This is a genomic window from Pseudoneobacillus rhizolycopersici (genome assembly GCF_054786815.1).
Genome location: NZ_JBTOOE010000002.1, coordinates 129,937 through 143,600, shown reverse-complemented (window position 1 = coordinate 143,600; position 13,664 = coordinate 129,937). Strand labels below are relative to the sequence as shown.

Sequence of the window (13,664 nt, the reverse complement as noted above, 5' to 3'; positions counted from 1 at the left end):
CTTACTGCTGAAGCTTGACAAATAAAAATTTAGAAGGACTGCAGAATGCAGTCCTTCTTTTATTGCGTTTAAAACAGTTGGGTTAGCATTTTAGTTTTCAGGTTCAATAACTTTTCAAACTGATATCCCATTAAGCAAAGCTTTCCATTCGGTGAACAAGTAAATGGGTAATTATCTAACTCCTCCAATAACACCTCATGTTTACCCGTTTGTAAATTATAGAGCACTAGTTGAAAACCATCTTGATAAATATCAGCCTCTTCGCTTTTTAACGGTACCATGGATAAGAATCCTTCACTTGTTAATTCATAATGAGGAACTAGCCAACCTGAATAGCTTGACAAGACAGGTATCAAAAACGAAGCCTCTTTACTCATTTCCTTTGAAAAAAATTGGTACTTAGCTAACTGGTTATCTCCATCAATTGTAATGGTTAATAGTCGATCAAGAAAGGTATCGAATTGGAAAATATCATCCGCAAGCCTTCTCTCATCTTGATCAAAGCTTTTCTCGACGAGGGGTGATAATAAAGATATATCTTCATCATTCCAATCTAAAAATGCCATTTTCCGATTCCCAGTCCATTTTGCAAAAGGTTTCCTGATATCAATTCTCGTCACAAGTTTACGATCCAACTCTAAATAATAATTTGTAAAACTCCAATCCTCATTAAAGGCCGTTATAAATAATTGATTTGCATCATACTGGTTCCATTCAAAGCCCATCTCTACTGATGGGAAGGATTGACTAAACGATTCAGATCCATTTTTATTAATAATAACTACCTTACCTTCGTACGAAGAAGGTGACGAATGGATTATAATTTCTTGATAATCCGGACTGATTACACCTGTTACAATTGGATACTCGGACTCAAAAAGTAACTCACTTTTCCCCTTAGATAAAGTGTGAAGATATAGATAGGATGCTTCAGAGGACTGTGATAAGTAAACGATCTCATCATTACTCAGCCAACCAATTACCCGGTTTAAATTACCTTTAGGAACAATAATCGGAAGCTGATAAACACTAAAAAAGGAGGCAGGAGGTAAATCTTTAAGATTCTGTGAAGAATTTAACTCTGATTTGCTATGTAAGACTGGGTTAAAGGTTTCGGCTTTGCAGCTTGATAAAATCACCAGGAAACCTAGGAATAGAATAAGCATGTAAATTAGCTTAAATCGAATATTCATGTCCACCCCTTCACCCCAATTTTCTATATACTATCATTTTAACATGAATGATTAAAAGCCAATAAAAATACGGCTTATAAACTGGATAAAATATTCTAATAAAGAAGCCAGGCAAACCTAAATTTATTATCAAAATCTATAATATCAAAAAAGAGCCTGGTTACTCTAGGCTCTTTTTTGTTAATTTATTCTGTTAGTTTTCTCATAGAAACGGAGTAGGTCTCCATAAATAATTTTATCTGAGAATTCTAATTCATTTTTTGCTTTTTCCATGTAGGGCTGACATACACTTTGATCGGTAGGCTCACCTGTCTTTTTATCGTAACATATATCGCGTGTATAGACGTAATCTTTCGTAATAAAGCTACCGTCTCTTAGTACGGTAAATTCTAATTTATTTTTCGAAAATAAGTCTGAGCCGAACTCAATATCTTGCTTCGTGTCAATGCCTAATAAATGAAGAATCGTTGGTTTGACATCAATTTGCCCCGATACAGTCGAGATCGTCTTACCTTTTTTCCCAGGGATATGGATGATGAGGGGAACACGTTGTAATTGTGTACTAACAAACGGGGTTACCTCAGTCCCCAAATATTGCCCCATTGCCCTATTATGGTTTTCAGAAATCCCGTAATGATCGCCATACAAAATAATAATGGAGTCATCATAAAGACCTTCTTCTTTTAATCTAGTAATAAAATGCTTTAGAGCCTCATCTTGATAACGAACCGTTAAAAAATAATTATTAAGGGTATTACTTGATGAATTAAAAGGTTCAATCATCTTATCTTCCTCATTTAACTCAAAAGGAAAATGATTGGTGAGTGTAATAAATTTTGCATAATAAGGTTTCGGCATTTCTTTTAGATGAGTGATTGATTGTTCGAAAAAGTCCTTATCTTTTAACCCCCACCCCACTGAATTCTCCTCTTGAATATCGTAATCTGTCATCGAATAATATCGCTGATACCCAAGTGATTTATACATAATATCACGGTTCCAAAAACTTTTGTTATTGGCATGCAAAGAGGCGGTAAAGTAACCATTTTTGCTTAACATTTCAGGTGTAGCATTATATTCATTTCCCGAGTGGGTAAAAAATACTGCTCCTCTGCTTAGTGGGTAAAGAGAATTTTCTACAATAAATTCGGAATCTGAAGTTTTCCCTTGCCCAGTTTGATGGAAGAAGTTTTCAAAATAATAACTTTCCTTAATAAAGTCATTTAAGAACGGGGTGATTTCCTCTCCATTGACTGTTTCATTAATAACAAAATTCTGCGTTGATTCCATAGAAATAAGAATGACATTTTTCCCTTTTGCAATCCCGAACATCTTATCATTCGGTTCATTATAACCTGCACGAATGTAGTTATCGATGTCCACTAATTCGCTCCCATCAGCTAGGGCACGTTGAGCCGAGGATTTCGATTGTAAAAAAGCATCATAGATATGGTAATTATAGGTACCAATATTTTTCACAAGTATTTCCCGGTCAAATGTACGCGTTAATAATTGTGGCCTTTCTGATTCAGCTAGACCTAGATTAAAGAACGCTATGGCAATAGCCAATAAAAAGTAGGCGCGACGAACTGATTTTGAAAACTCTAAATGTCGAATAAAGTTTGGCTTAAAACTAATAAACGCAACTAAAATAAAAAAATCGGCAAAATAAAATAAATCAGTTACATTTAACAATTCGTTAACACTGCTTCCTAGGTCGCTCATATTCGAGGTTTGAAATAAAACAGGTATGGTTAAAAAATCATTAAAAAACCTATAGAACATGACATTAGCGAAGAGGGTAGCGGATATCATAAAGCTTGTGAAGAGAACAAACCTTTTACGATTTTTTTCTTTCATAAAAAAGCCAAATCCAAAAACAAACATCAAAAAGCTAAGTGGGTTAATAAACAAAATAAATTCTTGTTTCCAATTTTCAATTTTAATATCAAAGCTAGTTTTATAGACAATATATGTTTTTAGCCAAAGTAGCAATATTGCCATAGCAATAACGCTAATCTTTGGCCCTTTAATTTTTTGCATTCCTCATACCTCCCTGTTAAAAAACAGTCGGAAAAAATCTAATTCTTACCAAGATTTGTAAAGATACTTAAAAACAATCAAACACTATCTTAAACCTATTTTAACAAAAAATCAAACTTCTTTACATTTGGTTAACCTTTTATTCTTCTTCCCCTTTTATTAGACGGATTAAACCCCTTTTTGTTTCATTTTGTCCAACTTTTTCAATATCCTTCCCATGTCTCTAGAAGAGGGGGCTGTCTTATTGTATCAAATGTCCTAAAGAATATGGAAATGAAATTTATATTCAAATTTCGACCGTTTTCCCCTAAAAAATACAATAGGGAGTTTCCTTATTTGTTTTAGAAACTCCCTTTTTTACATATACAATTCCTTTAGATTTGAGCTTGTCAAGAAAGCTGATTATTTTTTATTAGCCATGCAGCACCAATAACTCCCGCATCATTCCCGAGCGTGGCTAGAGTAATTTCCGTTGATTCCTTTACTCTTGGGAAACTGTATCTTTCAAAGTTCTCTTTTATTGGGTTTAGCAGTACATCGCCCGCCCTAGATACTCCACCACCAATGACAATTTTCTCGGGATTTAATGTATTACCTATATTGGCAAAAGCAAGTCCTAAGTGAAAAGATACTTCATCAAGCACTTGCTTCGATATTTTATCACCATTACGTGCCATATCAAAGACATCTTTTGCAGTAATTTTGCCCGTTTTATGGTAGATATCCTTTAGCTCACTTCGAACCGATTCGTCTTGTATCCCTATTTTACCTAAACGAACAATCCCGGTTGCTGAAGCAATTGTTTCTAAGCATCCCGTTTTTCCACAATTACACGGTGCACCACCAATTGGAACAGAAGCAATATGGCCAATCTCTCCTGCAGCACCACTATTTCCTTGCACGATTTGACCATTTGTGATTACGCCACCACCTACACCTGTACCTAAGGTGACACAGACTAAGTCCTTTGCTCCGTTTCCTGCACCTTTCCACATTTCCCCTAATGCAGCACAATTGGCATCATTATCAATCACTGCCTTAAGAGAAGTTTCCATTTCCAGGACATCTCTTAAAGGAAAATGATGATTCCAGCCTAAGTTTACAGCATTGTAAATCACTCCCGTTTTCGTATCGACTGGACCGGGGGCACCCATTCCAATTCCTATTAATTTTGTTTTCAAAATATCCAATTCTTCTAATTTTTGATCGATTGATTTTGCTATATTAACCATGATATTCTTTCCGTTATCAGTGATATCCGTTGTGATTTCCCATTTATGGACAATCTCACCATATGTATTGACAAAAGCAATCTTAGTTGTTGTACCACCAAGATCTACACCAACTATCCATTTCTCGTTCATGGTCACCATTCCTATTACAAGTTGTTCTTTTTGTCTTTTTCTTTTTGAATTTCATGTCTTAAAAGGAGTAAAGCTGTTTGAAATTCTTTGGTTTCAATCAGCTGGGATTGAAATAATTCTCTTAGCTCTTCTTCCATCAATTCTAGGTCTGCTAATCTGTCACCTACATAAATGATGGTTCCATATTTCTTCAAAAATTGTTGAATATCATAAATTGTTTTCATTGTTTTACCTCGAGGTGATTGTGAAATTATTACTAAATAACATTATAAGTATAAACAATTTCTACCTTTAGCTCAACATAAAGGCTAAAGAAAACCTCCTTACCACAGGAAGTTGAGGTAAGGAGGTTTAGACAATTACCGATCTGGGTCTTCCGGATGCAAGATTTTCGGCCTTCGGTTCTTTAATGGAATCGGGGAACGAAAAATAACATCCCGAAAGGCTCTGGCATTAAACGGAATAAACGGCCATAAATATGGAACACCAAATGATTTCATTCTACTTAACGCAAAAATCCAAAGGAAAACTCCTATGACAAATCCCGGTGTTTTGAATAGTGCGGTTATAGCTAGTAAACCAATTCTAATGATTCGATTGGCAAGACTCATTTCATAGCTTGGGGTGGCAAATGTTCCAATTGCGGCAATAGCTAAATATAGGATAACTTCATTGGTCAATAATCCTACCTCCACCGCTACTTGACCAATCATTAGTGCAGCAACCAATCCTAAAGCAGTTGCAAGGGATGATGGAGTATGAATTGCTGCCATCCGCAGTATATCAATCCCGACTTCAACAATTAAAAATTGGATAAATAATGGCACTTTCCCAGGATCATTTGGTCCTATATAGGAAATAGCTTTCGGAACAAGATCAGGTTCTACCACAAACAAATACCACAGAGGCAACAAAAACATCGATGCCCATACTGCCAAAAAGCGTACTAGACGAAGATACGCCCCAACAACTGGTTTATTACGATATTCCTCTGCATGCTGCAAATGATGCCAGAAAGTTGTTGGGGTAATCAACACACTAGGGGAGCCATCAACAATAATACATACATGCCCCTCATATAAATGTGTTGCAGCCGTATCTGGTCTCTCCGTATATCGTACCATTGGGTAAGGATTAAAGTGACGCCCCGAAATAAACTCCTCAACCGTTTTTTCCGCCATTGGGATACCATCTGTATCAATTTTTGAAATCGAATCTTTAACCTGCTTAACATAATCAGGATCGGCAATATCACCGATATAACAAACAATAATATCCGTTTTCGATCTCCTACCTACTTGGAGATACTCCATCCGGAGGGTCCGGTCGCGAATTCGCCTTCTGATTAAAGCTGTATTAAATACAATTGTCTCTACAAAACCATCTCTAGAGCCTCTTACCACTCTTTCAATATCAGGCTCCTCGGGTCCCCTAACCGGATAGGTACGGGCATCAATGATAATTACCTTATCAATACCATCTACTACAAGGGCTGTAGGACCTGCCAAAACAGTATCGACAACCTCATCCAAATCATCGACTGTTCCGATTTCTATGTATGGAATATAGGTTTTTAATAATTTTTCTAGTGTATTCGTCTCTAATTCCTCTTTAGTTACCTTTGCTAAAAATTTCATTAACAAATGCAAGGCGTCATCTTTAGCAAATCCGTCCACTAAATATAATGCCATATCTATATCTGCATAACGAACTTCCAATTGAATAACATCAAAGCTTTCGCCAATACCTAATTCCTTTTTTAAATACTTTTGATTCTCCTGAATATGTTTACTAACTGTATGTTTCTGTTGATTATCCATAATACACCCCAAAAGCGTTCGATTTTAACTATCACCATCATAGACAACGGGGTGTTAAAACATACTATATTCAGTCTACTTTGTTATCGTCTCTAAAATTTCCTTGTATTTTTGATTATTCGGCGCTAATTCCACAGCTTTTTCGGCGTGCTCCAGTGCATCATTGATTTCATTTTTTTGTATTAAAAGGATCGCTAAATTAAATTGAGCTTCATGAAAGTTTGGATTGATTTCAATTGCTTTTTCTAAATGAACCCTAGCCTCCTCAACCTTTCCTAACTGTATTTCAACATAAGACAATTGAAAAAGTAGATATTCAGAAGGCTCATCGTTCTCTTTTAAAAATTTAGATAGGAGATGATAGGACTTATCGTAATCGTTATCCTGAACATATTGTTGAGCTATTTGTAAAACAGCTCCCTCTTCTTGATTGGCTTGTGCATTTTGAAAACCAAAATACAAAAGTGAACCCGTAATTAACAGGGTAAAAAGGAAAAATAACAATTGATTGGCAATTTTTTTCTTTTTAGGAAAGTGAACCATACCGGTGGCAACAAACCCTCCGACTAAACCACCAAGATGTCCTGCCATATCAATGCTTGGAACGGTAAAACTAATGACAATATTTAAGATTAAAATGGTAATTAAATTTCTACCAAGCGTTCGAAAGAATAAACCTGGGTAGACCATTCCAATATATAATAAAGCTCCAAAACATCCATAAATTGCCCCACTAGCCCCTGCGGATAAATTAGGGCTAAAGGCAAAGCTAGCAATAACACCAAGAATACCGCTAAACAGATATATCCAGAAAAAACGTGTTGTTCCATAGATTTTCTCTACAGCTGTTCCTAAAAAATAGAGACTTAACGTATTCATAAATAAATGAAGAAAGCCGATATGTAGAAAGATTGGCGTAATAAACCTCCACCACTCCCCTTCTAAAATAAGCGGATTAAATTTAGCTCCAAATTCTACTAACGTTCTGGAATTTTGACTTCCGCCATTTAATTCCAAGAGAAGAAACACGATCACTTGAATCGCCATAAAAACATAGGTTAAAATCGGCTTCCCATAGGAAAAGATATTTCTTTCTGCCTCCACCCTTTTGTTTGCTAATTCAATCGTATGTCTTTTTAAACTAGCTACTCTTTCATCCGTTATCTCGTCATCAGAAGGTTGAGTAACTGACAAGTTTTTCTTAAATATCCTTTCTAACTCTGATAGGACATCCTGAAAAGCATCCCTTGAAAGTATATAAGTGCTAATGCTTATTTGATCAAATGAACCAAGCTGTTTTAGTCGATTTTCATAATCATCGACGGGGGGGTATGGACTGATATAAATATTTAAAATATGTAAGCTTTTTTGAAATCGTTGCTTACGAATGTTTTCTCCATTCATAGCTGTTAATTGAATATCCCGTTCCATCCAATTACTCCAATCAAGCGTACAGTTTAACAGTCTGACAACCGGCATTTGTTTAGAATCAGGGTTTTCAAGCCATAGTTCATTTTGTTCTTTTGTTAAATGGAGAATTCGATAATTTTCTTCCTTGACTAGATGATTGGCCAATGACCAAAATCGATAATCTTCTAACAAAGAATTTCCTCCTTCCTTCGAGTACTATTATTATTATAACTTAAAATAAACAGAAAAGACCGCCATTAGTTTGACGGTCCTGAGAAGACTACATTCATCATTTTTTGGCGCACACCGGGTAAACCCATCATCGAACGAACTAATACCCTCCGTAAATATCCAGTGCCTAAAAGTAGATTCATTAAACGAAAGCGGTACCGATATAGGGTATATCCAAGTGTACCAATCATAATAATCATTGAAAGAAATCTAGTCATAAAACATCCCTCCTATCTATAGTTTGAGGTTCGGAGTTTTGTTTTATCCAAAAACTTTCTATCCTAATGTTAAAATACAACACTCATCGTTTTCTTCAGTACATTGACGGAATGCTGAAACTTATTTACCTCTTGATCATTTAATTTTAATTCAACAATTTCCCGAATTCCCGAGCGGTTGACAATGGCAGGAACCCCAATATATATGTCATTTTGACCGTATTCACCGTCCAATAAAGTTGAGACCGTCAATACTGAGTTTTCATTTTGTAGTATGGCCTTTGTTAAACGAACAAGCCCCATTGCAATTCCATAAAAAGTCGCGCCTTTTCGCTCAATAATATGATAAGCCGCATCCCTTACATTTAGAAAAATGTCATTTAATTGTTCCTGCTTGTACTCAGGCTTTTTGTTCATCCACTCTTGAATGGAAGTCCCAGCAATATTGGCATGACTCCAAACAGGTAGCTCTGTATCGCCATGCTCACCAATGATATAGGCATGAACATTGCGGGTATCAACATCAAAATATTCACCTAATAAAAATCGGAATCGTGCTGTATCTAATATCGTCCCCGAACCTATGACACGCTCTTTCGGAAGACCAGAAAATTTCCAAACTGCATAACTTAAAATATCAACTGGATTTGTTGCGACAAGAAAAATCCCGTCAAACCCGCTATTCATGACCTGTTCTACGATATTTTTAAATATTTTTGTATTCTTTTCAACTAAGTCTAATCTTGTTTCGCCAGGCTTTTGATTGGCACCTGCACAAATACAAACAATCTCAGCATTTTGACAATCGGAATAATCCCCAAACCAAATTTTCGTTCGAGAAGGCGCAAATGGTAATCCATGATTTAGATCCATTGCATCCCCTTCCGATTTTTCCTTATTTAAATCAATCATAACAAGTTCTTCGGTAATGCCTTGGTTTAATAATGCAAACGCGTAACTTGAACCAACAAACCCTGTTCCAATTAATGCCACACGATTAACTCGATCCTTCACATCATTTCCCCCATTCCCAATAGTTGATAGACTAAAACAGCAAGTATTGGAGCAAAAATACTGGCTAGCAGGTTAACACCATCATTGTTAAGAAAAGAAACACCAGTTATTTTTTTCGCCTTTTCCCCACAATGAAATGGTTTTTCAGTTTCATATAAGCATTGAACACATTGATAGCCCCTTTGAAAATAAGCCCCAAGATATGTATCAATGACATTACCTACTATTCCAAAAACTAAAATAATCCATGCCAATTTTGGAGATAGTGAAAAGATGGTAATTCCAACAACTGTGATTAATCCAATCCCTAGAATGGCACTGATTGAGCCAAGAATACTTACGGCACCTGAAGTTCCCGGTTCGACCATGGAAAGACTTTTTACAGAAAAAGGCCGTTGTTTACTAAGTGGACCAATTTCTGAAGACCAAGTATCCCCGGTTGCACTGGCGATTGTCGTAATAAAACCAACAAACCACACAACATCATTGGTGAAATAATAAATGATACTTATTAGCGTAGCCATTCCACCATTAGCAGCTACTTGAACCCAATCGCGTCTGCTACCCTTTTCAAGTTTATCCTCTATGAATTGTTTTTGTTGTGCCTTAAAATAAGACCAAAAACTGGATGTCCCAAAAAATAAAGCTAATAATATAAGGCCACCTATACCAAATCCTTGGAAAATAGCCGTCCCGACAAAGAAAGCGGCGATAGCCCCCGATAAGGAGAGGGAGTGAACCTTGTATGCACCATAAGCAGCCAGAAAAATACCAATCAAGACACCTACCTGAAACCACATCTGTTAGACCGCCATTGATATGATTTGTTTGACAGGTATATCGTGGTCTTCAATCGGAACATCTTCTCTAATTTGTTGCGGAAAGGCCAAGGAAACAGTATTACCTCGATAGTTGACCAAAAAGCGGTCATAATAACCCCCACCAAAGCCAAGTCGATATCCTGATTTTGAGAAAGCTAGCCCAGGAACAATTAACAAATCTATTTCATCAGAAGCAACTTTTAATGTATTGGCTTCGATTGGTTCTAATAATCCATAGTAGACAGTTTCCAATTGGGTAAATTGGTTTATCGCATGAAAACTCATCGTTCTATCTTTAGGGTGGCATTTAGGGACTGAAACTCTCTTATTCTGTTCCCAAGCCTTGCGAATGATTTGGAACGTATCCACTTCTGGAAATCTTGATACAGTTATTCCAATTGTCGTTGCTTCTAGCCATAAAGGGTTAGAAAAAAGTTTATTTGCAATTTCATATGAAAATTGTTCATGTTGGGGCTTAGAAAGTTTTTTTAATTCTTCCATTAAAATAGAACGATATTCTTTTTTATTCATTTTCCCCCCACCTTTATAAAAATTATATATACAAAAAAAACAGTAGGTTAGCCCTACTGCTTATTTTGTTTCACGGTGTGTAGTTGTGCGCTTTTCTCTTGGGCAGTATTTCTTTAGCTCAAGACGATCTGGGTTGTTACGTTTATTTTTGTTTGAAATATAGTTACGATCTCCACACTCAGTGCAAGCTAACGTAATATTTACACGCATTAAATTTCCCTCCAAACAATAAAAGCTAGTACGTTTTTACGACTTTTCTATAATATCACTTTTTGAAAGGAAATGCTAGTATGTTTTTCAAAAGAGATTGATTTACCTTTAATAATTCACATTTCGATTCACCTTGGATCGACCAGGTTGCTGCCTTCCTAGTTTGACTTGATGGTAGATAGAGATCAAAGGTAAACAAACTAATAGCTATTCCTTTAACCATTGGCAGGTAATTTAACTTCCCTTCACTAGGACATTTCCAAATTTGTTCAGTATTCATTACCCATAACGGTTGAATAGTGGGTTGCTGAATCAATTGTCCTTCGCAGTATCCATTAACTAAATAAACCCGACTATTGGCCAAATGAAAAATGACGTTCTCTTTTGGAGAAATGAACGATAAGTGGTCTTGGGTTGCATATTGATATCGATGCAAAACTAAAATTTTTAGTGCTTTTTCAACATAATTGTGATTTGTAACGAAAATATCATTTTGTCTAATCCGGGAAGAAGGATTCTGTTGTTTTACTCTGATGGATAGCATCTCATCAGTGAGCATTCTTTCTGTTTGATTTTGTAACCAATAAGTTTGCCCATTTATCCATATTCCAATCATTATCTGCAATTCTGAGGGGAAACAATCTGTTTTCCCTTTCTTCCCATCTATTAATGTATTCATCATGCTCACCCTATTAGTTTATTTTTATTAGTTAGTGCTTATAGGTTCATTTATTGAGGATAACAACACCAATTCTTCATATTGGCGATTCGTTTGTTCGGCAACTTTTTTCCAACTAAAATAGGTATCAACAAAACGACCACCTAATTCAGCCATTTTTTGGGCTTCAAAAGGGTTATCCAATATATATTTGATTTGCTCGATTAAACTATGAACATTGCCTGGATTCATAAATAAGCCAGTTTCTAAATGCTTGATGATTCCCTTAAGTCCTCCGGTTTCACCCACGATTATCGGCTTTTTAAACTTTAATGCTTCTAAAGCCACAATTCCAAACGGTTCATAGCGACTCGGAAAAACCGCCAAAGTACAATTTGAAAAAAATTGATCTCGTTGATAATCACTTAAAAAACCAGTCAAATAAACATGTCCTTCTAAACCGTATCGCCTGATTAATATTTCATAATCATGATATAACGGACCAATTCCAGCAATCACAAAACAGAAATCATCGCACTTCATTTGGGCTGCTGCCTCAATAATCAAGTCAAATCCCTTTTCTTTTACCAATCGGCCAATCGAAAAAATGATTTTTCGTTTTTCCTTCATTAAAATGGGATGAATATTATTCAATAAATTAATATTTTCAATTTGAACTCCGTTGGGGATAACTGTAATTTTATCTCCAGACTCTTTTACTAAACCTTTTACTTCGTCACGCATATACTCACTGCAGACAATCAATCTATTAGAGGCCTGAATAAGCTGTACTTCTTTATCATGGATAAATTGCTGCATTTCTGTATATATGCCGCTATTACGACCGTATTCTGTACCATGGATGGTAGTCATTAAAGGTATTTTTAAGATTCTAGATAAGGATTGAGCTGCTTCACCCACTAACCAATCATGGGCATGTACAACATCGAAATGATGAAGTTGGGCGAGCTCAAGTCCCTTCTTAGTCATACTTAGGTTTAATCCGCCAATCCAGTTTAAGAAATGGGGATCAAATGCATTCAGTGGTTGGGTACGATAAACCTTAACCCCTTTGTTATGAAAAAATGGTTGAGAATTGAATAACGGATCTGTCGTAAGAACGTACACCTCACAACCGTATTTATGCAAATAAACCGATAGCCCTTCCGCGTGTCTGGCCAACCCTCCAACGATATGAGGAGGATATTCCCAGGTTAGGAGAAGAATCCGTAATCCTTTACCTGTGTAAGAGTGGCTCAATGTGTTTCGCTTCCATTCGGACTTATTCATAATCCTTGTTTGCCTCATTCATATTTTCATAATAACTATAAGTACTTACTCTTTGTCCCCATTCTGGCTGGCCGTTTTGATGACTAGGAAAATTATTTGATAGTTTGGAATCATTTAAATAACTACCAACCGGATTCGATCTTAAAATAGGAAAAAACTGATTCTCCTTAATTTTAAAACCAATCTCGGTCAGATAATTTCTTCCAGATTTTATTCCCTTAATCGTCCAATTCCTCTTATTTGGTGGAATTTGGAACTCAAAATAACTATGAGCATTTAATCCGTTAAAATAGATATCTGTCACATCGTATATCCTAAGAATTAAAACATTTAAATTGATATCATCTTTAAAATAAGAAACTAACTGTTGCTTTTGCCATGATGCAATCTCCCAACTGGAAAATACTTTTTGTTCTTGAATTAATTTTGAAATGAGATAACAGCCTATAGGATGAACTGGAGTTGGTACCTCTTCATGCTCATTACTAAGAAACTGTTCCTCCATTAATCTCGCATTTTTAATCCATTGATAATGAACCTTTCCTACTGTTGAATTCAATTCTTCGGCGATTTTCCGAAAGGACATCCCTTGTTTTCGATAGGTAATAATCTCCTTAATCATGACGCCCCTCTTTTCTTACAAAATAGTTAGTATATGTATGAAATATAAAAATATTCTAAGGATTTGTTACTTTTATGGTAGCACTGAACAAATGTCAAGACAATAAACGCAAATTGTCGTATTTTGCCTATGGTTAATAAATGAATGTTCGTGGGATTAAAAAAAATTTTTTCAGCTGACTTTCTGTTAGATTTTCGACAGATTCTCTAATATTTCCAACATTTACAACGACAATTAAT

At 35.8% G+C, this 13,664-nt stretch carries 14 protein-coding genes; all 14 read right to left on the bottom strand.

Annotation, left to right across the window (positions count from 1 at the left end):
• Window positions 1–68: 68 nt before the first annotated feature.
• Window positions 69–1,193, bottom strand: coding sequence for a YqgU-like beta propeller domain-containing protein (locus tag ACX9YW_RS03290; RefSeq protein WP_460341710.1), 1,125 nt, complete (start codon window positions 1,191–1,193; stop codon window positions 69–71).
• Between the two features lie 180 nt (window positions 1,194–1,373).
• Window positions 1,374–3,236 carry an LTA synthase family protein gene (locus tag ACX9YW_RS03285; RefSeq protein ID WP_460341707.1) on the bottom strand — a complete coding sequence of 621 codons (1,863 nt, stop codon included), beginning with the start codon at window positions 3,234–3,236 and terminating at the stop codon, window positions 1,374–1,376.
• A gap of 389 nt (window positions 3,237–3,625) precedes the next feature.
• Complete coding sequence (locus ACX9YW_RS03280; RefSeq protein WP_460341704.1) at window positions 3,626–4,600, bottom strand: ROK family glucokinase; 975 nt, start codon at window positions 4,598–4,600, stop codon at window positions 3,626–3,628.
• A gap of 14 nt (window positions 4,601–4,614) precedes the next feature.
• A complete protein-coding gene (locus ACX9YW_RS03275) occupies window positions 4,615–4,824 on the bottom strand; it encodes a YqgQ family protein (protein ID WP_460341701.1) in 210 nt (69 codons plus the stop codon).
• 135 nt (window positions 4,825–4,959) lie between these two features.
• The gene (locus ACX9YW_RS03270; RefSeq protein WP_460341698.1) at window positions 4,960–6,420 is read right to left on the bottom strand and encodes a spore germination protein; all 1,461 of its coding nucleotides are present in this window, start codon (window positions 6,418–6,420) and stop codon (window positions 4,960–4,962) included.
• A gap of 75 nt (window positions 6,421–6,495) precedes the next feature.
• Window positions 6,496–8,022: a rhomboid family intramembrane serine protease gene (locus ACX9YW_RS03265; RefSeq protein ID WP_460341695.1), complete on the bottom strand. Its 1,527-nt coding sequence runs from the start codon at window positions 8,020–8,022 to the stop codon at window positions 6,496–6,498.
• Window positions 8,023–8,087: 65 nt separating this feature from the next.
• Window positions 8,088–8,279: a protein YqgO gene (gene yqgO, locus ACX9YW_RS03260; protein WP_460341692.1), complete on the bottom strand. Its 192-nt coding sequence runs from the start codon at window positions 8,277–8,279 to the stop codon at window positions 8,088–8,090.
• 69 nt (window positions 8,280–8,348) lie between these two features.
• Window positions 8,349–9,293: an L-lactate dehydrogenase gene (locus tag ACX9YW_RS03255; RefSeq protein WP_460341689.1), complete on the bottom strand. Its 945-nt coding sequence runs from the start codon at window positions 9,291–9,293 to the stop codon at window positions 8,349–8,351.
• The gene (locus ACX9YW_RS03250; protein WP_460341686.1) at window positions 9,290–10,093 is read right to left on the bottom strand and encodes a DUF92 domain-containing protein; all 804 of its coding nucleotides are present in this window, start codon (window positions 10,091–10,093) and stop codon (window positions 9,290–9,292) included. Before ACX9YW_RS03250 ends, ACX9YW_RS03255 begins: the two co-directional genes overlap by 4 nt.
• 3 nt (window positions 10,094–10,096) lie before the next feature.
• Window positions 10,097–10,645, bottom strand: coding sequence for a 5-formyltetrahydrofolate cyclo-ligase (locus tag ACX9YW_RS03245; RefSeq protein ID WP_460341683.1), 549 nt, complete (start codon window positions 10,643–10,645; stop codon window positions 10,097–10,099).
• Window positions 10,646–10,705: 60 nt separating this feature from the next.
• Window positions 10,706–10,855 (bottom strand): 50S ribosomal protein L33, encoded by a 150-nt coding sequence (gene rpmG, locus ACX9YW_RS03240; protein ID WP_460341680.1) that lies wholly within the window; start codon window positions 10,853–10,855, stop codon window positions 10,706–10,708.
• Window positions 10,856–10,910: 55 nt separating this feature from the next.
• Window positions 10,911–11,534, bottom strand: coding sequence for a hypothetical protein (locus tag ACX9YW_RS03235; protein ID WP_460341675.1), 624 nt, complete (start codon window positions 11,532–11,534; stop codon window positions 10,911–10,913).
• Window positions 11,535–11,561: 27 nt separating this feature from the next.
• Window positions 11,562–12,803 (bottom strand): glycosyltransferase family 4 protein, encoded by a 1,242-nt coding sequence (locus tag ACX9YW_RS03230; protein ID WP_460341672.1) that lies wholly within the window; start codon window positions 12,801–12,803, stop codon window positions 11,562–11,564.
• On the bottom strand, window positions 12,796–13,425 hold the full coding sequence (locus ACX9YW_RS03225; RefSeq protein ID WP_460341669.1) for a DUF4912 domain-containing protein: 630 nt from the start codon (window positions 13,423–13,425) through the stop codon (window positions 12,796–12,798). The genes ACX9YW_RS03230 and ACX9YW_RS03225 overlap by 8 nt, the downstream gene beginning before the upstream one ends.
• Window positions 13,426–13,664: the final 239 nt, after the last annotated feature.

What these genes read in the sequence shown, in the direction of transcription:
- ACX9YW_RS03290 (WP_460341710.1), bottom strand. Translation starts at nt 1,193, where the DNA reads ATGAATATTCGATTTAAGCTAATTTACATGCTTATTCTATTCCTAGGT.
- ACX9YW_RS03285 (WP_460341707.1), bottom strand. Translation starts at nt 3,236, where the DNA reads ATGCAAAAAATTAAAGGGCCAAAGATTAGCGTTATTGCTATGGCAATA.
- ACX9YW_RS03280 (WP_460341704.1), bottom strand. Translation starts at nt 4,600, where the DNA reads ATGAACGAGAAATGGATAGTTGGTGTAGATCTTGGTGGTACAACAACT.
- ACX9YW_RS03275 (WP_460341701.1), bottom strand. Translation starts at nt 4,824, where the DNA reads ATGAAAACAATTTATGATATTCAACAATTTTTGAAGAAATATGGAACC.
- ACX9YW_RS03270 (WP_460341698.1), bottom strand. Translation starts at nt 6,420, where the DNA reads ATGGATAATCAACAGAAACATACAGTTAGTAAACATATTCAGGAGAAT.
- yqgO (WP_460341692.1), bottom strand. Translation starts at nt 8,279, where the DNA reads ATGACTAGATTTCTTTCAATGATTATTATGATTGGTACACTTGGATAT.
- ACX9YW_RS03250 (WP_460341686.1), bottom strand. Translation starts at nt 10,093, where the DNA reads ATGTGGTTTCAGGTAGGTGTCTTGATTGGTATTTTTCTGGCTGCTTAT.
- ACX9YW_RS03245 (WP_460341683.1), bottom strand. Translation starts at nt 10,645, where the DNA reads ATGAATAAAAAAGAATATCGTTCTATTTTAATGGAAGAATTAAAAAAA.
- rpmG (WP_460341680.1), bottom strand. Translation starts at nt 10,855, where the DNA reads ATGCGTGTAAATATTACGTTAGCTTGCACTGAGTGTGGAGATCGTAAC.
- ACX9YW_RS03235 (WP_460341675.1), bottom strand. Translation starts at nt 11,534, where the DNA reads ATGAATACATTAATAGATGGGAAGAAAGGGAAAACAGATTGTTTCCCC.
- ACX9YW_RS03230 (WP_460341672.1), bottom strand. Translation starts at nt 12,803, where the DNA reads ATGAATAAGTCCGAATGGAAGCGAAACACATTGAGCCACTCTTACACA.
- ACX9YW_RS03225 (WP_460341669.1), bottom strand. Translation starts at nt 13,425, where the DNA reads ATGATTAAGGAGATTATTACCTATCGAAAACAAGGGATGTCCTTTCGG.